An 18,306-nucleotide genomic window follows, 5' to 3' on the forward strand; every position below is an offset into this window, starting at 1 on the left:
TTCCCCGTACTCCAGGAGTCCCACCATGTACGAACTCACCGGCGTCACCAAGCGCTACACCCGCGGCAAGGACGCCGTGACCGCCCTCGACGGCGTCGACCTGACCATCGCCGACGGCGACCGCCTGGTCATCCAGGGCCCCACCGGCGGCGGCAAGTCCACCCTGCTCCAGATGCTGGGCGCGCTCGACCGGCCCAGCTCCGGCCGGATCGTCCTCGACGGCACCGACCTCGCCACGCTCCCCGAGGCCAGGCTGACCCGGGTGCGCAGCGAGAGCATCGGCTTCGTCTTCCAGTCCTTCAACCTGATCCCGACCCTCACCGCGCAGGAGAACGTCGAGACCGCGCTGGTCCCGCTCGGCGTCAAGGCCAGGGAGCGGCGCGAGCAGGCCGCCGAGGCGCTGGCCTCCGTCGGCCTCGGCGAACGGCTCGCCCACCTCCCCGGCGAGATGTCCGGCGGCCAGCAGCAGCGCGTCGCCATCGCCCGCGCCCTGGTGAAGCAGCCGAAGGTACTCCTCGCCGACGAACCCACCGGAAACCTCGACGAGTCGACGCGCGACGAGATCATGGACGTACTCGACCGCATGTGGAAGGAGCTGGGGCTGACCTTCGTGATGGTCACCCACGACTCGGCGATCGCGAAGCGGGCCCCACGGGTGGCGACGATCCGCAAGGGCCGGATCACCGTCCGGGAGAACGCCTCGGCGTGACGGGAGGGGCGTACGGCGGGCGGTCCGGGGCGGTGGTCACGTCCGGACCGACGCCGCCGCGTCCGTCCCCCAGCTCGCCAGCAGCCGCAGCGCCTCCGCCGACGGCGAACCCGGTTCGGCGTGGTACGTGACGAAGGCCTGCTCGTCGTCGTCGACCAGGCGGAAGGTCTCGAAGGACAGGGTCAGGTCACCGACCAGCGGGTGCCGCATCCGCTTGACGCCGTAGCTCTTCTCCTTGACGTCGTGGGTGGCCCACAGCCGCCGGAACTCCTCGCTCTTCACGGACAACTCGCCGACCAGCGCGGACAGCCGCGGGTCGTCCGGGTGCCGGCCCGCGTCCATGCGCAGGAAGCTGACCATGTCGTACGCCTTCTGGTCCCAGTCCACGAACAGCTCGCGGTACTCCGGGTTCAGGAAGACCAGCCGCGCCCAGTTCCGCTCCGGGGCCGGCAGCTTGCCCCAGTCGCCGAAGAGGGCGGCGGCCATCCGGTTCCAGGCGAGGATCTCCGAGCGGCGGCCCGACACGTACGCCGGCACCGCCTCGATCGACTCCAGGAGCTGGAGCAGCGCCACCCGCACCGGGGCCTGCTGGGCCCGCGCCGACGACGACGCCCGCCTGCGCTGCTGCTTCGGCTTCGCCAGATGCGTCAGGTGGGCCTGCTCCGCGTCCGTCAGCCGCAGGGCGCGGGCGATCGCGTCCAGGACCTCCGACGACACGTTCTGGCCGTTGCCCTGCTCCAGACGGGTGTAGTACGCCACCGACACCCCGGCCAGCTGCGCCAGCTCCTCCCGCCGCAGGCCGGGGACCCGGCGGTGCCGCCCGAACGACTCCAGGCCCACGTCCTCCGGCTTCAGCCGGGCCCGCCGGGTGCGCAGGAACTCGCTCAGTTCGGCCCGCCGGTCAAGCTGTCCATCCATGGTGTCCAGTATCGCCCGACGTATTCCCGGTCGTACGCCCAGGAGCCTGTCCCCGTCAGTGGTACGCACGCTGGACGTACGCAAAAGCGTGGTCTGGGTGACTTCGCGGGCCGCAGGCAGGGTGGAGGTATCCCCAGACGAAGACGAGAGAATCCCGGAGAACCCGGCATGACCACTGTCGCCGCGTACGCAGCACCCGCCGCGAAGGCTCCGCTGGAGCGCACCACCATCGAGCGGCGCGAGGTGCGGGAACACGACGTCCTGATCGACATCAAGTTCGCCGGCATCTGCCACTCCGACATCCACCAGGTCCAGGAGGGCTGGGGCGAGGCCATCTTCCCGATGGTCCCCGGCCACGAGATCGCCGGCATCGTCACGGAGGTCGGCCCCGGCGTGACCAAGTTCGCCGTCGGCGACCGGGTGGGCGTCGGCTGCATGGTCGACTCCTGCCGCGAGTGCGAGAACTGCAAGGCCGGCCGCGAGCAGTACTGCACGGGCGGCAACGTGATGACGTACAACGGCATCGGCAAGGACGGCGAGCCGACCTACGGGGGCTACTCGCAGAAGGTCGTCGTCGACGAGAACTTCGTCCTCGGCATCCCCGAGGGCATCTCCCTGGACGAGGCCGCGCCCCTGCTGTGCGCCGGCATCACCACGTACTCGCCGCTCAGGCGCTGGAACGCGGGCCCCGGCAAGAAGGTCGCCGTCGTCGGCCTGGGCGGTCTCGGCCACATGGCCGTCAAGCTCGCGCACGCCCTCGGCGCCGAGGTGACCGTGCTGTCGCAGTCGCTGCGCAAGAAGGACGACGGACTGAAGCTGGGCGCCGACCACTACTACGCCACCAGCGACCCGGCCACCTTCGAGGAACTGGCCGGCAGCTTCGACCTGATCGTCTCCACGGTCTCCGCCCCGCTCGACCTCGGCGCCTACCTGGGCCTGCTGAAGACGGAGGGCACGCTGGCCAACGTCGGCGCGCCCGAGGAGCCGGTCTCCCTCAACCTGTTCGCGCTGCTCGGCGGCGGCAAGTCCCTCTCCGGGTCCATGATCGGCGGCATCGCCGAGACCCAGGAGATGCTGGACTTCTGCGCGGCGCACGGCATCGGCGCGGAGATCGAGCTGATCGCCGCGTCCGAGGTCAACGAGGCGTACGAGCGGGTGCAGGCGAGTGACGTGCGGTACCGGTTCGTGATCGACACGGCGACCATCTGAGCCGTCTCGCGCCGAGATCCAGGGCCGGGGAAGATTTCTTCCCCGGCCCTGTCACATCTCCGTCCCGCCCCGGGTCATACCGCCACGACACCCAAGGCAGACCCCGGGAGCAGAAATGACGCACCCCTCCACCCCCTCCACCCCTTCCTCCTCCACCCCCTCGAACCCCACCACCCCCCTTCTGGTCACCGGCGGCACCGGCACCCTCGGCGGGCACGTCGTCCCGCTGCTGCGGGCGGCCGGTCACCAGGTGCGGATCCTCACCCGGCGGCCCCCCTCCGCCGCGGACGACGGCGTCGAGTACGTCACCGGCGACCTCCTGACCGGTGCGGGCGTCGACGCCGCGGTCGGCGGTGTGCACACCGTCCTGCACCTGGCGGGCGGCCCGAAGGGCGACGACGAGGCGACCCGCACCCTGGTGCGCGCCGCGGCACGGGCCGGCGTACGGCACCTCGTGTACATCTCGGTCGTGGGCGCCGACACCGTGCCGCTGGCCTGGCTGCGCACCAAGCTGGAGTCGGAGCGGGCGATCGCCGAATCGGGCATCGGCTGGACGGTGCTGCGGGCGGCCCAGTTCCACGAGCTGACCCTGACGATGGTCGAGAAGATGTCCAAGCTGCCGGTCCTCCCGGTCCCGGGCGGACTGCGCCTCCAGCCGGTCGCCGCCCGCGAGGTCGCCGAACGCCTGGCGGAACTGACCCTGGCGGAGCCGTCCGGCCGGGTCCCCGACATGACCGGCCCCGAGGTCCACGACCTCGCCGCGCTGGCGGGCTCCTACCGCGAGGTCCACGGTCGCCGCCGGCGCCCGAGGCTGCCGGTTCGCCTTCCCGGCAAGGCGGGGCGCGCGTACCGCTCCGGCGCCAACCTCACCCTGGCGGGGGCTCTGGTGTCCAAGCTGACCTGGGCGGAGTTCCTGGCGGAACGGGCGGAACCGGCGGGCTGCGGCCGGTGACGGCTCCCCGGCGCCGCTCACCCGGCCGGTCAGCGGCGCCGCAGCGAGGGGTCGAGGAGCGCGGGCGTGGCGTCGAACTTCTCGTGCGCCGCCAGGTCCGTGCCGGGGGCGACGATCTCGTCGATCGCGTCGAGGACGTCGTCGGAGAGCACGGTGTCCGCGGCGGCCAGCTGCGCGTGCAGGTGGTCCAGGGTCCGGGGGCCGACGAGCGCGGCGGTGACGGCCGGATGGGCGGTCACGAAACCGAGCGCGAGCTGGATCATGGTGAGCCCGGCCTCGTCGGCGACCGCGGCCAGCTTCTCGACGGCGTCGATGCGGGCCCGGTTGGCGGGCAGCGAGGTGTCGAACCGCTCCGGCAGCACCGACGAACGGTGCGTGGCGATCTCCCGTCCCGCCCGGACCGCCCCCGACAGCCATCCCGAGGCCAGCGGGCTCCACACCAGCACCCCGAGCCCGTACCGCTCGGTCACGGGCAGCACGTGGCTCTCGACCCCGCGCTGGAGGACGGAGTAGCTGGGCTGCTCGGTGACGTACCGGCCCAGGTGGTGCTCGCGGGCGGCCCACTGCGCCTCGACGATGCGGTACGCGGGGAAGGTCGAGGAGCCGAAGTAGCGGATCTTCCCCGCGCGCTGGAGGTCGGTGAGGGCGGACAGCGTCTCCTCGTCACTGGTGGCCGGGTCCCAGCGGTGTATCTGGTAGAGGTCGACGTGGTCGACGCCGAGCCGGCGCAGGCTGTTGTCCAACTCGGTGACCAGCCAACGGCGCGAGGCGCCCTTGTGGTTGGGTTCGTCGCTCATCGGCATGGACGCCTTCGTGGCCAGCACGATGTCCTCACGGCGCCCGGCGATGGCCTTGCCGACCATCTCCTCCGACTCGCCGCCGCTGTACCAGTCGGCGGTGTCGATGAGGTTGATCCCGGCCTCCAGGGCGGCGTCGACGAGGGCGGTGGCGTCCTCCTGGGTGGTGCGTCCGATGCTGCCGAAGTTCATGGCGCCGAGCGCGAGCGAACTGACCTGCACGCCGGTGCGGCCCAAGGTGCGGTACTGCATGACGAATTTCCTCCGTACGGGGAGATCGGGGCATGACTGGGTATCGGGCATGACTTGGTGGCGGGTCCGCTGCTCTGGCATCATGGAGAGCCAAGTGGAACCCTGTCCCGTTTAACGATACGGAACGGTGTCCCGTTTAGCAACGCCGACCTGGTCCGGTCGGCGTCGGCGGAGGGAATGGCACGGTGAAGGACGGCCAAGAGGTCACGAGGGACGGCGGAGGCGCCGCGGGGAACGCGGCCCGCCCCAAGCGTGCGGACGCGCGGCGCAACGAGAAGACGCTGCTCGACGCGGCCGCCGCGGTGTTCGTGAGGTCGGGCGTCGAGGCTCCCGTCCGCGACATCGCGGCCGAGGCCGGCGTCGGAACGGCCACGATCTACCGCCACTTCCCGACCCGGGCCGACCTGATCATCGGCGTCTACCGGCACCAGGTGGAGGCGTGCGCCGAGGCGGGCCCCGCCCTGCTGGCGAGCGCCCCGACCCCGTACGACGCGCTCGCGCGCTGGATCGACCTCTTCGTCGACTTCCTGGTCACCAAGCACGGCCTGGCCGGGGTCCTCCAGTCCGACAACGCGGGTTTCGAGGCCCTGCACACGTACTTCCTCGACCGCCTGGTCCCGGTGTGCACCGACCTCCTGGCCGCCGCGTCCACCGCCGGAGAGATCCACTCCGACGTACCCGCCCTCGCCCTCATGCGCGGCGTCGGCAACCTCTGCATCGGCGCGGAGAACGACCCGCGCTACGACGCGCGGCAGCTGGTGGGGCTGCTGATCGGGGGGTTGCGGGGGCAGGGCTGAGGCGGGGCTCAGCCTGTGTGCCGCTCCAGCTCCGTTGACCGAGGCGCGTTGCTCGAATGACCGAGGCGCGTTGCTCGAACGCGCAGCTCAGCGGTTATCGCGCCGTCCCTCCTGCGCCGCTCGGTTCGGCCAGCAGCAGGTCACGGTGGAGCAGCGCGAGGTCGAGCAGCCCCGCGGCCGGGGAGGAGAGACGGTCCCGGGGTAGGGCGCCGACGCTCGCGGCATCGAGCGGCAGGCCCGTGATCGTGCCGTTCGTGCGCGCCCCGCACACCACGATTCCCTCCTCGTTCCGCTCGACGTCGTCCAGCGCCGCGTCGAGCAGGCTGTACGGGGGTGGCGGCGTTGACCCAGTACAAGGCGCATGCGCATAATCCGTCGGCCGACAGCGGCAGTTGGGAAGCAAATGAGGGGCAGCGTGTGCGGACCTTGCGGTCGCGACGAGACCATCACAGCGATCGCGCGCAATGCCGCGGCACCGGCCGATGTATTGATCAGGCTGCTGTGTGAGGAAGCCAAAGGGGCCTGGGGTACGTTCGCTTGGCGTGCTCTGCCGGACGAGGTGGTCGATGCCATCGTCGTGCACCCCGACCGCAGGCTGCGGGGTACGTTCGTTGAGAACTTCTCCGTGTCGGCGGAGCAGCGTGCCCGACTCGTGGACGACCCCGATCCCCGTGTCCGCCATGCTCTGGCCATCGGACCCGGACCGTTCCGCATCCCCGTGCAACCACTGCCTCTCTCGACTCAGCAACGCCTGCTTGCCGACCCGAGGCCTTCGATCCGCCAGAGCGCGGCCTTCAGCCAGCACACGGCTCCAAGCCTGGTCGCCGGGCTTGCCGAGAACGCCGACCCGACCCTTCGGCAGGCAGCCTGCCAGCAGTGGGCACTGCTTTCCGAGGACACCCGGAGCCGAATGCTCTGTGACGATGACGGCGACGTACGTCGAGCAGCCATGATGAAGGCCTGTGCGGATGACCCCGGCTACACGGACCTTCTTCTCGATGCGGAAGTCGGAGGCCTCGCCCGGCGCGATGTGATCAGGCGCGGCGCCATGAGCTTGGCGACCGCGCAGCGGCTCGCGGCAAGCATTGAGGAGGCAGACCGGGAGGGGCTGGCGGCCAACCTCAACGTTCCCATTGACATCGTCAGGACGTTGACGGAGGACGACGCGCACAGCGTACGACTGGCGGTTTCGGTACGGCCCGAACTGACGGAGCGCGACCGCTCCGCCATTGATGTCACCATCGGACCGTCCGACCGGCTCGTGCCCGTCGAGTGGGTTCGACTCTGCACCGATCCCGACGTCTTGCGGCAGTGCGCCACCTCGGCCAACATCCTGCTGCGGCGCAGCGCCGCCTACAGCCGGAACCTGCCCGCCGACGCCATCGCCCTGCTCTCGAAGGACGACGACCACGCCGTGCGCCTCCTGCTGTGTGAGAACCAACCGTCCGTCGACGGCGAGGTTGTGCTGCGGACGTATCTGGAGTGCCAGGTCATCACCAAGGGGGCACTGCAGGGGCACCCGAATTTTCCGGGCGCGGGCAACGCACAACGCTTCGCCAACGACCCGGATCCGGAGAAGCGACGGCTGGTGGGACTCGACTCCGCAGCGCCCGTCGACGTTCTGGTCCGCCTGCTTGCCGACCCCGATGGCCTTGTACGTGCGATGGCCGCCGGGCACCCGGCGCTGCCGGTCGACCTCATCCTCCGAACCTGCGCAGATCCGGAGCTCGCTGCCCGTGCCCTCGGCAACCCGAGCCTTCCCGTGGAAGCCATGCACCGGTATCTGGACGCGGCGGGCATCCCTCGCTGACACGGTCGCCGTGGTCCGCCCCGGCGCGAGCGCCGGTCAGGCCGGCGGTTGGTCAGTCAGTGCTGAGCGACGCCGCCGTTGCTGCTCTGCGCCGGGCGGCGGGTCCACAGCGACACGTCACTGCTCGTCGCGACGGCGATGGTTTCCCCGGAGGGAGAGAAGCCGAAGGCTCGCAGTTCGGAGTAGTTGGAGTGGAAGATGTGCCACCATCGCTCTCCATGCGGGCCGGAGTGCGGAAGCCCGCCGTCGGCGGAGAGCAGTACACGGTCGTTGGGCCACGCCGGGGCGACGGCCTCCAGGGTCCAGCCGTCCTGAGTCGTGGTGTGGAGCCCTCCGCCGAAGAGTCCTGCGATGTGTACGCGGCTGTCGGCGATCGGTCCCAGTCCGGGGCAGGTCAGGTCGGCCGCCTCATCGGGAGTGCTGTGCTCGGGATCGCGGTCCCTGGCGATCTTCTCACCGGTGACGGCGTCGAAGAGACCGTGCCCGTCCCGCGAGACGACCATGACCAGGTCATGGCCACTGTCGGGATGCGACGCGAAGCCGATGCCGAGGAGCCCACCGACAGGGACTCCGTACGCGTACTCGAAGACGGGCCGCCAGGGCGCGGGCGCGGGAACGACAGGGGCGGCGAGTAGGCGGTCTCGCAGCGCCCGCTGGTAGGCGGAGAGCTCCGGGTCGCTGACTGACTGCTCCACTGGACTCGCCTTCTTGATCTGCATCGTCACGTCTTCATGATCTCGCTCCACCCGGGTATCACGCGGAGCAGGGGGGCCGGGGCACCCAGACAGTACCTCGTTCTCGACATACGCTCGCATGCCTGCTTCACTCATGACATGCCCTCAATTCGACTTACCCGGCCGACCCTTGAGGTGCTCAAGGTGTTGCTGGCGTCCACACCCGACAACCCGGCCTGGGGCCTCAAGATCTGTGACGAGGCCGACCTCGGCTCCGGCACCGTCTACCCCATCCTCGACCGGCTCGAAGAGAACGGCTGGATCACCAGCCGCAAGGAATCCGGACCCCACCCGGGCCGACCGCCGCGCCGCTACTACGAACTGACCGCAGCCGGACGTGTCCAAGCCGTAGAGTCCCTGGCGGCCCGTGAGGCGCGCCGTACTCGCCGGTGGGGGATCGCGGAAGGAGTGGCCTAGCCATGCCTCTCCTGGCGCTGCTTGTGGCCGCTACCGTCGTTGGTTTCGAGCAACTGCTGCAGCACCAGTTCGGCCCCGTCGGGGTGATTGGATTTCTTCTCCTCACGATCGGGCTCAAGGCGAGGAGTGTCACCGTTGACAGTGCGCTCACCTTCATGCGGGCCCCGCGCGGCACGATGGGACTGGCTTCGCTCATCGCCGGCCGGCGCAGGGTGCACCTGAGGGAGGAGTGGGCCGCCGTTCTGGCCGGCGACCCAGAGAACGGCCGCGTGCTGACGGCCCTCGCCCAGCTCCGGCTGGCGGTGGGCTTCCTCGTGGCCTCGGTCCGCATGCGCCTCCACGACGTGTCGGCACCCCTGTGGGTGCCGGTTGACTGGCTGCTTTCGGTGGAGTCGCGCAGCAACACGGTGATCGCGGTCCTCGTGAGCTTGCAGGCCCTGTACATCGCCGGGGACGGCGGCCTCGGAGCACTGGTCGCCGAAGTGTGGGAGCCGTGCGGGATCTTCGGCGGTGCCCTGTACATGCTCTTCCGTTGGCTTCGGGGAGTGAGGGGGATTGAGCTGTCGGCGACTCGCAGTGAGGAATCAACCACGGAATAGATCAGGGACCGACTCAGGGCGTGACCTCTGAGGAGCAGAAGGCCGGGCCGTGGGCCTGGAATCGCTGGGCGCCCCCAGGCGTTGCACGGGAAGGGCAAGGGTGGCCGGTGTGTGAGCCGGGTGGCCCGAGTGATCTAGATGACTGGTATTGGAGGGCCACCATGGCTGCGCAGACACAGAGGGCCGTGCTCGCGGGCGGATGCTTCTGGGGGATGGAGGAGCTGATCCGCCGGCTTCCCGGCGTCACCGCGACCCGGGTCGGTTACACCGGGGGAGACGTGGAGAACGCGACGTATCGCAACCACGGCACCCACGCGGAGGCCATCGAGATCCTCTACGACCCGGAGCAGACCGACTACCGCGCGCTCCTGGAGTTCTTCTTCCAGATCCACGACCCGAGCACCAAGAACCGCCAGGGCAACGACATCGGTCTCAGCTACCGCTCGGCGATCTACTACGTCGACGACGAGCAGAAGCGGATCGCCGAGGACACCATCGCGGACGTCGACGCCTCCGGCCTGTGGCCCGGCAAGGTCGTCACCGAGGTGGAGCCGGTCGGGCCCTTCTGGGAGGCCGAGCCCGAGCACCAGGACTACCTGCAGCGCTACCCCGACGGCTACACCTGCCACTTCCCGCGGCCGGGGTGGCGGCTGCCGGTGCGCGCGGACGGATGACCAGTTGACTGGTTGACCCGGTGGGCAGCCCGGCTCCGTAGTCAGGGAGCCGGGCTGTCCGCTGTTGTCACTGGGGGAGCGTCGCCGGACTGCCGCCGTTCGCCTCGTAACCCGCCACCGCGAGGGCGCGGTAGACCGCGAACTCCGCCGCCGGGTCGCTGGACAGGGTCCAGGGCAGGGCGCCGACGTGCCCGTCGATCACTATCAGCTGGTTCATGGCCTCGGCCCAGCGCTCGCCGCGGACCAGGAAGAAGACCAGCAGGTGACGGACGTGCGCCTGCATCGGGTCGTCCGGGCGGGCCGAGTGCACCGCGTGCAGGGCGCCGTGGACGGCCTTGGTGACGACCTCGCTCTGGTAGAAACCGCTGACCAGGTTGACCTCGGGCATGTGCTCGAAGACCGCGAAGAGCGGCATGGCCGCGAGGAGGGAACCGCGCGGGGCGCGGGCCGCGGCCGCCTCCGCGAAGGAGTACGCCAGGTCGCGCGAGCCGTGCCACTTCTCGCACCAGTAGTGCAGGGCCGCCAGGTGCGCGCCCATGTGGTTCGGGGCGCGGTCCAGGATCTTCAGCCAGAGCTGCTCGAACTCCTCGCGCGGATAGCCGAGGCCACGGGCCACCGACAGCTCGACGATGTACGGGATCGGGTCCCCGGGGGCCAGCAGCGCCGCCTCCGAGCAGGCCGACTTCGCCTCCTCCATGATGATCCGGAAGTCGTCCGTGCCCGGCGTCGCCGTCCGCCAGGCCTGCTGCACCAGGAACTCGGCGTGCACCGCCGCCCCGCCCGCGTCCTTCGGCGCCTCGGCCCGCCACACCCGCAGCCACTGCCCGCCCGGTGCGTCCCCGACACCGCCCGGCCGCTGCCGCAGCTCCAGCGACGCGGCACCCGCGAAGGCCTGCACCCGCTGCCAGCGCCGCTCGCTCTCCGCCTCCGTGCCCGCGAGGAGCTGCTGCGCCCCGCGGTAGTCCTGCGTGCGCTGCACCAGGTCCAGGACTTCCAGCAGGTCCTGGTCGGGTCCTGGCATCCGGATGTCCAGCTCCTCCTCCAGGGCGAAGCCGTAGTTCGCGGGGTCCGCGGCGTCCGGGTGGCCGGGGGACACCAGACCGACCGCGCCTCGCCGGCGCCGCAGAACGGGGAGCAGCACCACGCACAGCATGGCCAGTGCCATCAGGACCCAGAGAATCTCCATGTCTCAAGCGAACCAGACGGCGCCGACAATTGGCCAACCTGTCCCCCGCCCTGTGGAAAACGCGCGAAGCCCGTCTCGCCGCTACCCTCGGTGCCCATGAGCGACAGGCACATCAGTCAGCACTTCGAGACGCTCGCGATTCACGCGGGCAACACCGCCGATCCCCTGACGGGCGCGGTCGTCCCGCCGATCTATCAGGTGTCGACCTACAAGCAGGACGGCGTCGGCGGACTGCGCGGCGGCTACGAGTACAGTCGCAGCGCCAACCCGACCCGTACGGCCCTGGAGGAGAACCTCGCGGCCCTGGAGGGCGGCCGCCGAGGTCTCGCGTTCGCGTCCGGACTGGCGGCCGAGGACTGCCTGTTGCGCGCGCTGCTGCGGCCCGGCGACCACGTGGTCATCCCGAACGACGCGTACGGCGGCACGTTCCGGCTCTTCGCCAAGGTCGCCACCCGATGGGGCGTGGAATGGTCCGTGGCCGACACGAGCGACCCCGCCGCGGTGCGGGCCGCGATCACCCCGAAGACCAAGGCCGTGTGGGTGGAGACGCCCTCCAACCCGCTGCTCGGGATCACTGACATCGCCGCCGTCGCCCAGGTCGCCCGCGACGCCGGCGCCCGGCTCGTCGTCGACAACACCTTCGCCACGCCGTACCTCCAGCAGCCGCTGGCGCTCGGCGCGGACGTCGTCGTGCACTCGCTGACCAAGTACATGGGCGGCCACTCGGACGTCGTCGGCGGCGCGCTGATCGTGAACGACCCGGAGCTGGGCGAGGAGCTGGCGTTCCACCAGAACGCGATGGGCGCGGTCGCCGGGCCCTTCGACTCCTGGCTGGTGCTGCGCGGCACCAAGACCCTCGCCGTGCGCATGGACCGGCACAGCGAGAACGCGGTCAAGGTCGCCGACATGCTCTCCCGGCACGCGCGCGTGACGAGCGTCCTGTACCCGGGCCTCCCGGAGCACCCGGGTCACGAGATCGCCGCCAAGCAGATGAAGGCGTTCGGCGGCATGGTGTCGTTCCGCGTCGAGGGCGGCGAGACGGCGGCCGTCGAGGTCTGCGACCGCGCGAAGGTGTTCACGCTCGGCGAGTCGCTGGGCGGCGTCGAGTCGCTGATCGAGCACCCCGGCCGCATGACGCACGCCTCCGCCGCGGGCTCGGCCCTGGAGGTGCCCGCCGACCTGGTGCGGCTGTCGGTCGGCATCGAGAACGTCGACGACCTGCTGGCGGACCTCCAGCAGGCCCTGGGCTAGACCCGACCCAGGGGCTCACCAGCCCTCCCAGCCCGTCACGGGTGGGGTCGTCTCCGACGGCGGCTCCACCCAGGGCTGCACGGTCAGCGCCCACACGGTGAACGCCACGACCGCGGCGCACAGCAGCAGCCACATCGTGCGGCGGGCGGCGGCCCGGCGCCGCAGCATGCGGCCGCCACGGCGCACGGCGTCCGCGTACAGCTCCGGCGGCACGCGCGGCGGCGACTGCTCCATGATCCGCCGGGCAGCGGCCTCACGCCCCGCCCGGTTCACCGCCACCTCCCGACGCACCACACGCGCGTGCCGGCGGCGGTCCTGCCGGACGCGCGGGACTCGCCGGCCCCACTGAACGCCCCCGGCCCGCCGGATACCCCCGGCCCGCCGGAGGGGCCTGACACGCCCGACCGGCCAGACGCGCCGGGCCCGCGGGGCGAGGCGTATGCGCCCGCCCTGCCGCACCCGCTGGACCAGCCCGTCCCGTCGAACCTGCGGGCCGCTCCGGTCCCGTCGAGCGTGCGGGCCGTTCCCGCCCCGTCCCGCGCATCCGATCCACCAGACGCGCCGGGCCCGCGGGGCGAGGCGTATGCGCCCGCCGTGTCGAGCTCGCCGGACCAGCCCGTCCCGCCGAACCTGCGGGCCGCTCCGCTCCAGTCGAGCCTGCGGGCCGTTCCCGCCCCGCCCCTCACGGCGTGACCGCCTTCGCCTTCGCCCCCGCCCGGCGGGCCGGTGAGGTGGGCGGATGCAGCAGCGTGGCCGTCGCCCGGTCGCAGATCGTGCGTACGCGCTCCACGGGCAGGCCGAGCAGCGCGGCCGTCTGTTCCTCCGCGACGCCCTCGTACAGCCTGAGGACCAGGATCAGCCGTTCCTGAGGGGTGAGCGCGCCCAGCGGGCCCACGGGGCGCTGCCGGGGCCGGACCAGGCCGCCGTGCCGGTGCCAGGCGCCGCGGGCGAAGCGGGCCGCCAGGTCCTGCCGGGCCCGGTCGTACGGGTCCTCGCCGTGCAGCCGGTCCCAGGACGCGTACGTGTGGGCGAGGGACAGTGACAGCAGCCGCCGCGCGCGCGGGTTGGCGTCCGGCGCCTCCGCCGTGAGCAGGGTGGCGGCATGCAGCAGCCGCCCCGCCGCGCCCGCGACGAACGCCTCGAACTCCCGGGCCCGGCGGGCACCGTGGGACGCATGCCGTTCTCGCACCGCGCCTCCCGCCCAGACGGCGACGACCCCTGAGGTCTCATATCAGGCCAGGCGTGCCCCGTCGGTCAAGAGTTCGGTCCGAACCGAGCGGTAAAGCCGCGGAAGGGCGTGGAAGGTGCCTCAGGAGCCGGACGGCGAGTCCTGCCCCGCCACGCCCGAAGGGGCCATACGGGCGGACAGGGCACCGTTGAAGCGCGCGAGGAGCGCGCAGAACGCCTCGCGCTCCTCCGGCGCCCAGTCATGGGTCAGCTCGGCCATGAGCTGACGCCGGGAGGAGCGGACCTCCTCCAGCCGCGACTCGCCGCGCGGGGACAGCTGGAGCACCACCGCGCGTCCGTCCTCCGGGTGGGACGTCCTCTTGACCAGGCCCGTGTCCACGAGCGGAGCTACCTGACGGGTGACCGTGGAGGAGTCGATCCCCATGCTCGCGGCCAGCGCCTTCACGCCCATCGGGCCCTCTTTGTCGAGGCGGTTGAGCAGCAGGTAGGCGGCGCGGTCCATGGAGTTGCGGACCTGCCCGACCCCGCCGAGCCGGGTCTGTTCGGCACGACGGGCGAAGAGCGCGACCTCGTGCTGGAGCGTCTCGAGAAGACCGGGGTCACCGGCGGTCGTCATGTCCATCGACATTTCAGGTGTTGTGGGCATGGCCGGGGGCTCACTTCGTGGAGGGCTGCTAATTGGGGGACAGGGTACGCGGCCGGGGGGCAGGGCGTACCGGCGCTGCGCAAAGCGGGTCTCGGAGGTTGGTCACAACGGCCCCTGGCCCCCGTGAACTGCGATGCTGGAGGCATGAGCTACAGCACGGCCGCCCTCGTCGGACCCGTCACCCTCGACGACGTGCGCGGAGCGCAGAAGATGCTCTCGGGCGTGGCGCGGGTGACGGCGATGGAGGGCAGCAGGCACCTGTCCCAGCTGGTCGGCTCGCCGGTCCACCTCAAGTGCGAGAACCTCCAGCGGACGGGCTCGTTCAAGCTGCGCGGCGCCTATGTCCGGATCGCCGGGCTACTCCCCGAGCAGCGGGCCGCCGGGGTGGTCGCGGCGAGCGCCGGCAACCACGCGCAGGGCGTGGCCCTGGCGTCGTCGTTGCTCGGCGTGCGTTCGACGGTGTTCATGCCGAAGGGCGCCCCGCTGCCGAAGATCAGCGCGACCCGGGACTACGGCGCCGAGGTGCGGCTGCACGGCCAGGTGGTCGACGAGACGCTGGCCGCGGCGCAGGAGTACGCGGAGCGGACCGGCGCGGTGTTCATCCACCCCTTCGACCACCCCGACGTCATCGCGGGCCAGGGGACGGTCGGGCTGGAGATCCTGGAGCAGTGCCCCGAGGTGCGGACCGTCGTGGTCGGTATCGGCGGGGGAGGGCTGGTGGCCGGCATCGCGGTCGCCGTGAAGGCGCTGCGGCCGGACGTGCGGATCGTGGGGGTGCAGGCGGAGGGCGCGGCGGCGTATCCGCCCTCGCTGGCCGCCGGGCGCCCGGTGGCGGTCGACCACCCGGTGACGATGGCCGACGGCATCAAGGTGGGGCGGCCGGGCGACGTGCCGTTCGGCATCGTCGGCGAGCTGGTGGACGAGGTCCGCACCGTCTCGGAGGACGAGCTGTCCACGGCTCTGCTGCTCTGCCTGGAGCGGGCCAAGCTCGTCGTGGAGCCGGCCGGGGCGAGTCCGGTGGCGGCGCTGCTCAGCGATCCCGGGTCGTTCGAGGGCCCCGTCGTGGCGGTGCTGTCCGGCGGCAACGTGGACCCCGTGCTGATGCAGGGCGTGCTGCGGCACGGCATGGCCGCGCAGGGCCGCTACCTGGCGGTCCGGCTGCGGCTGACGGACCGTCCCGGCGCCCTGGCCACGCTGCTCGGGGTGTTGTCAGTGGTCGACGCTAACGTCCTCGATGTGAGCCACGTACGGACCGATCCACGGCTCGGGCTCACGGAGGCGGAGGTCGAGCTGCACCTGGAGACGAAGGGCCCGGAGCACTGCGCCGAGGTCGGCAGGGCGCTGCGGGAGGCCGGCTACCCCGTCATCGGCTGAGGCGGATCCCGGAACCGGGTGGTTCGAGAACCGGGGGGATCCGAGGATCCGGAAGGGCCGGCCACCATTTGTCACTCGTTCGTGTAAGTAGATTGCGAGACGCGATACATCGCGTTATGGTGTGTCTCGTAATTCGCTCGCTGAGCGCGGCGAAATCCATAAACCTAGGTTTTCCGAAGCATCCCCGACGACGTGGAGACTCATATGCCAGGCGCCATCTATGCCGAAGGCCTGGTCAAGACCTTCGGTGACGTAAGGGCTCTGGACGGCGTCGATCTGGACGTTCCCGAGGGCACGGTCCTGGGCCTGCTCGGGCCGAATGGCGCGGGCAAGACCACCGCCGTCCGCTGCCTCACGACGCTGTTGCGCCCCGACAGCGGCAGGGCCGTCGTCGCGGGCATCGACGTGCTCAAGCACCCCAACGACGTCCGGCGCTCCATCGGCCTCTCCGGCCAGTTCGCCGCGGTCGACGAGTACCTGACCGGCCGGGAGAATCTCCAGATGGTCGGCCAGCTCTACCAGATGCGGTCCAAGGCCGCGAAGGCCAGAGCCGTCGAGCTGCTGGAGCAGTTCCATCTCACCGATGCCGCCGACCGTCCCACGAAGACCTACTCCGGAGGCATGCGCCGCCGGCTCGACCTGGCGGCGGCCCTGGTGGTCTCCCCGCCCGTCATGTTCATGGACGAGCCGACCACCGGCCTCGACCCGCGCAACCGCCAGGAGCTGTGGGAGGTCATCAAGCAGCTGGTCTCCGGCGGTACGACCCTGCTGCTGACCACGCAGTATCTGGAGGAGGCCGACCACCTCGCGCACGACATCGCGGTGGTCGACCACGGCCGCGTCATCGCCCGCGGCACCTCCGACCAGCTCAAGGCCCGCACCGGCGGAGAGCGCGTCGAGGTCGTCGTCCACGAGCGCGACCACATGGGGACGGCCGCCGAGGTGCTCGCCGGATTCGGCAAGGGCTCGACCACCGTCGAGGAGCACACCCGCAAGCTCACCGTGCCCGTGACCGGCGGCGCGAAGCTGCTCGCCGAGGTCATCCGCGAACTCGACGTCCGCGGCATCGAGATCGACGACATCGGCCTGCGCCGCCCCACCCTGGACGACGTCTTCCTCTCCCTGACCGGCCACGTGGCCGAGGCCGAGGCCGAGGACCAGGGCGACGACCAGGAACCGACGGCCGACGCCGGCCACCAGGACAAGAAGGAGGCCGCCAAGTGAGCGCCGCCACCGAAGCCGCGCCGGCCGGGGCAAGCACCAACCCCGTCGGGGCGTCCATCAGGGACTCGCTGGTCATCGCCCGGAGAAACCTGATCCGGATGACCCGGATCCCGGAGATGGTCCTGTTCGGGGTCATCCAGCCGGTGATGTTCGTGGTCCTCTTCACCTACGTCTTCGGCGGCTCCCTGCAGATCGGGAACACCACCGACGCGGGCGTCTACAAGGACTTCCTGATGGCCGGCATCTTCGCGCAGACCGTCACCTTCGCCACGGCGGGATCGGCCGCGGGCATCGCCGACGACATGCAGAAGGGACTGGTCGACCGCTTCCGCTCCCTGCCGATGGCCCGCGGCGCGGTGCTCACCGGCCGGACCGTCGCCGACCTGGTGCAGACGGCGATCACCCTGCTCGTCCTCGCGATCGTCGCGCTGATCGTGGGCTGGCGCACCGGCTCCGCCGAGCCGACCAACGCCGGGCAGATCCTCGCGGGCTTCGGCCTGCTCCTGCTCCTGGGATACGCCTTCACCTGGATCGGAGCGCTGATCGGGCTCTCCGTACGGACCCCGGAGGCGGCGACCTCGGGAGGGATCATCTGGCTGTTCCCGGTGACGTTCGTGTCGAACGCCTTCGTGGACTCCAGCCAGATGACCCCCTGGCTCCGGCACATCGCCGAGTGGAACCCGTTCAGCGCCACCGTGCAGGCCTGCCGCGAGCTGTTCGGCAACCCCGGCGTCGTGCAGTCGGACGCCTGGCCCATGCAGCATCCCGTCTGGGCGTCGGTGATGTGGTCGGTCCTGATCATCGCGGTCTTCCGGACCCTGTCGGTGCGCAAGTACCGCTCGGCCGCCTCATGACGAGGAGCCCCCGGCGTCACCAGGACGCCGGGGGCTCTTCTACGACGGGGGCCGGGCACACCGGCCAGGGCTCCGCAGGACGGATCAGCCGGACGGATCAGCCGTCGTACGGCTCGGCCTTGAGGATCTTCACGGAGGCCGGCTTGCCGTTGGGCAGCTCGTACTGCGCGTCCTCGCCGACCTTGTGGCCGATGACGCCCGAGCCCAGCGGGGACTGCGGCGAGTAGGTCTCGATGTCCGAGCTCGCGTACTCGCGCGAAGCGAGCAGGAAGGTCAGCGTGTCGTCCTCGTCGCCGTCGAACGCGATCGTGACGACCATGCCGGGGGCCACCGCGCCGTTCGCGGCCGGGGCCTCGCCCACCTTGGCGCTTTCGAGCAGCTGGGTCAGCTGGCGCACGCGGAGCTCCTGCTTGCCCTGCTCCTCCTTCGCCGCGTGGTACCCGCCATTCTCACGGAGGTCACCCTCCTCACGGGCCGCGGCGATCTTGGCAGAGATCTCGGTGCGCGCAGGACCAGTAAGGTATTCAAGCTCCTCCTTGAGCTTGTTGTACGCCTCCTGGGTCAGCCAGGTGACGTTCTCGCTGGTCTGGGTCACGGGTGCTCCTCGTTGGTACTGGGAATACAAATCAACGCCCTACCCAGAAGGATGTTCCTTCACGGAAGGGCGAAACCACGAGCCTAACAATTCAGTGGGCAAAGGGGGAGGACATAAGCC

21 protein-coding genes are annotated in these 18,306 nt (G+C 70.9%); 12 read left to right on the top strand and 9 right to left on the bottom strand.

The genetic code is table 11. From position 1 onward, the window contains the following. The first annotated feature begins 25 nt into the window (after positions 1 to 25). Entirely contained in the window at positions 26 to 709 is a 684-nt protein-coding gene (locus tag ACFW01_RS08375) for an ABC transporter ATP-binding protein (protein ID WP_384502662.1), read from the top strand. Between the two features lie 36 nt (positions 710 to 745). Here the strand turns inward: ACFW01_RS08375 and ACFW01_RS08380 are convergent, their stop codons facing one another. Next, positions 746 to 1,627 carry a helix-turn-helix domain-containing protein gene (locus ACFW01_RS08380; RefSeq protein ID WP_384502663.1) on the bottom strand — a complete coding sequence of 294 codons (882 nt, stop codon included), beginning with the start codon at positions 1,625 to 1,627 and terminating at the stop codon, positions 746 to 748. Between the two features lie 168 nt (positions 1,628 to 1,795). On the opposite strand from ACFW01_RS08380, the gene ACFW01_RS08385 reads away from it, so the two are divergent. Beyond that, positions 1,796 to 2,836 (top strand): NAD(P)-dependent alcohol dehydrogenase, encoded by a 1,041-nt coding sequence (locus ACFW01_RS08385; RefSeq protein WP_234955095.1) that lies wholly within the window; start codon positions 1,796 to 1,798, stop codon positions 2,834 to 2,836. A gap of 115 nt (positions 2,837 to 2,951) precedes the next feature. Then, positions 2,952 to 3,788 carry an SDR family oxidoreductase gene (locus ACFW01_RS08390; RefSeq protein WP_384502664.1) on the top strand — a complete coding sequence of 279 codons (837 nt, stop codon included), beginning with the start codon at positions 2,952 to 2,954 and terminating at the stop codon, positions 3,786 to 3,788. 29 nt (positions 3,789 to 3,817) lie between these two features. Here the strand turns inward: ACFW01_RS08390 and ACFW01_RS08395 are convergent, their stop codons facing one another. After that, positions 3,818 to 4,837: an aldo/keto reductase gene (locus ACFW01_RS08395; RefSeq protein ID WP_234955093.1), complete on the bottom strand. Its 1,020-nt coding sequence runs from the start codon at positions 4,835 to 4,837 to the stop codon at positions 3,818 to 3,820. Between the two features lie 185 nt (positions 4,838 to 5,022). On the opposite strand from ACFW01_RS08395, the gene ACFW01_RS08400 reads away from it, so the two are divergent. Further along, complete coding sequence (locus ACFW01_RS08400) at positions 5,023 to 5,634, top strand: TetR/AcrR family transcriptional regulator (protein ID WP_234955092.1); 612 nt, start codon at positions 5,023 to 5,025, stop codon at positions 5,632 to 5,634. A 94-nt stretch (positions 5,635 to 5,728) separates the two neighbouring features. Here ACFW01_RS08400 and ACFW01_RS08405 read toward each other — a convergent pair whose 3' ends face one another. Further along, complete coding sequence (locus tag ACFW01_RS08405; RefSeq protein ID WP_234955091.1) at positions 5,729 to 5,908, bottom strand: hypothetical protein; 180 nt, start codon at positions 5,906 to 5,908, stop codon at positions 5,729 to 5,731. A gap of 129 nt (positions 5,909 to 6,037) precedes the next feature. Between ACFW01_RS08405 and ACFW01_RS08410 the strand changes: the two genes are divergently transcribed. Continuing rightward, positions 6,038 to 7,444, top strand: coding sequence for a hypothetical protein (locus ACFW01_RS08410; RefSeq protein ID WP_234955090.1), 1,407 nt, complete (start codon positions 6,038 to 6,040; stop codon positions 7,442 to 7,444). Positions 7,445 to 7,500: 56 nt separating this feature from the next. On the opposite strand, the gene ACFW01_RS08415 is transcribed toward ACFW01_RS08410, so the two are convergent. After that, positions 7,501 to 8,163 carry a hypothetical protein gene (locus tag ACFW01_RS08415; protein WP_234955428.1) on the bottom strand — a complete coding sequence of 221 codons (663 nt, stop codon included), beginning with the start codon at positions 8,161 to 8,163 and terminating at the stop codon, positions 7,501 to 7,503. Between the two features lie 114 nt (positions 8,164 to 8,277). Between ACFW01_RS08415 and ACFW01_RS08420 the strand changes: the two genes are divergently transcribed. The 3 genes from ACFW01_RS08420 (at position 8,278) to msrA (ending at position 9,868) form a co-directional block, all read left to right on the top strand. Beyond that, on the top strand, positions 8,278 to 8,595 hold the full coding sequence (locus tag ACFW01_RS08420; protein ID WP_234955088.1) for a PadR family transcriptional regulator: 318 nt from the start codon (positions 8,278 to 8,280) through the stop codon (positions 8,593 to 8,595). Positions 8,596 to 8,597: 2 nt separating this feature from the next. Continuing rightward, positions 8,598 to 9,194: a hypothetical protein gene (locus ACFW01_RS08425; protein WP_234955450.1), complete on the top strand. Its 597-nt coding sequence runs from the start codon at positions 8,598 to 8,600 to the stop codon at positions 9,192 to 9,194. A 161-nt stretch (positions 9,195 to 9,355) separates the two neighbouring features. Continuing rightward, positions 9,356 to 9,868: a peptide-methionine (S)-S-oxide reductase MsrA gene (gene msrA, locus ACFW01_RS08430; protein ID WP_234955087.1), complete on the top strand. Its 513-nt coding sequence runs from the start codon at positions 9,356 to 9,358 to the stop codon at positions 9,866 to 9,868. A 67-nt stretch (positions 9,869 to 9,935) separates the two neighbouring features. Here the strand turns inward: msrA and ACFW01_RS08435 are convergent, their stop codons facing one another. After that, a complete protein-coding gene (locus ACFW01_RS08435) occupies positions 9,936 to 11,054 on the bottom strand; it encodes a hypothetical protein (protein ID WP_234955086.1) in 1,119 nt (372 codons plus the stop codon). 96 nt (positions 11,055 to 11,150) lie between these two features. Here ACFW01_RS08435 and ACFW01_RS08440 point away from each other — a divergent pair, with 96 nt between their 5' ends. Further along, positions 11,151 to 12,305, top strand: a complete 1,155-nt coding sequence (locus ACFW01_RS08440) for a cystathionine gamma-synthase (RefSeq protein ID WP_234955085.1) — start codon at positions 11,151 to 11,153, stop codon at positions 12,303 to 12,305. 15 nt (positions 12,306 to 12,320) lie between these two features. Here ACFW01_RS08440 and ACFW01_RS08445 read toward each other — a convergent pair whose 3' ends face one another. From ACFW01_RS08445 to ACFW01_RS08455, 3 genes are all read right to left on the bottom strand, one after another. Then, positions 12,321 to 12,578: a hypothetical protein gene (locus ACFW01_RS08445; protein ID WP_234955084.1), complete on the bottom strand. Its 258-nt coding sequence runs from the start codon at positions 12,576 to 12,578 to the stop codon at positions 12,321 to 12,323. 409 nt (positions 12,579 to 12,987) lie between these two features. Continuing rightward, the gene (locus ACFW01_RS08450) at positions 12,988 to 13,494 is read right to left on the bottom strand and encodes a sigma factor-like helix-turn-helix DNA-binding protein (RefSeq protein WP_234955083.1); all 507 of its coding nucleotides are present in this window, start codon (positions 13,492 to 13,494) and stop codon (positions 12,988 to 12,990) included. A gap of 120 nt (positions 13,495 to 13,614) precedes the next feature. Continuing rightward, complete coding sequence (locus ACFW01_RS08455; protein WP_161330644.1) at positions 13,615 to 14,121, bottom strand: MarR family winged helix-turn-helix transcriptional regulator; 507 nt, start codon at positions 14,119 to 14,121, stop codon at positions 13,615 to 13,617. A 162-nt stretch (positions 14,122 to 14,283) separates the two neighbouring features. Here ACFW01_RS08455 and ilvA point away from each other — a divergent pair, with 162 nt between their 5' ends. The 3 genes from ilvA (at position 14,284) to ACFW01_RS08470 (ending at position 17,591) form a co-directional block, all read left to right on the top strand. Further along, positions 14,284 to 15,513, top strand: a complete 1,230-nt coding sequence (gene ilvA / locus ACFW01_RS08460) for a threonine ammonia-lyase (protein ID WP_234955082.1) — start codon at positions 14,284 to 14,286, stop codon at positions 15,511 to 15,513. A gap of 204 nt (positions 15,514 to 15,717) precedes the next feature. Continuing rightward, complete coding sequence (locus ACFW01_RS08465; protein ID WP_384502665.1) at positions 15,718 to 16,737, top strand: ATP-binding cassette domain-containing protein; 1,020 nt, start codon at positions 15,718 to 15,720, stop codon at positions 16,735 to 16,737. Continuing rightward, entirely contained in the window at positions 16,734 to 17,591 is an 858-nt protein-coding gene (locus tag ACFW01_RS08470; RefSeq protein ID WP_234955079.1) for an ABC transporter permease, read from the top strand. Before ACFW01_RS08465 ends, ACFW01_RS08470 begins: the two co-directional genes overlap by 4 nt. 97 nt (positions 17,592 to 17,688) lie before the next feature. Here the strand turns inward: ACFW01_RS08470 and greA are convergent, their stop codons facing one another. Next, complete coding sequence (gene greA, locus ACFW01_RS08475) at positions 17,689 to 18,186, bottom strand: transcription elongation factor GreA (RefSeq protein ID WP_125492249.1); 498 nt, start codon at positions 18,184 to 18,186, stop codon at positions 17,689 to 17,691. Positions 18,187 to 18,306 lie beyond the last annotated feature (120 nt).

Source organism: Streptomyces sp. NPDC058985 (assembly GCF_042740985.1).
GTDB lineage: Bacteria > Actinomycetota > Actinomycetes > Streptomycetales > Streptomycetaceae > Streptomyces.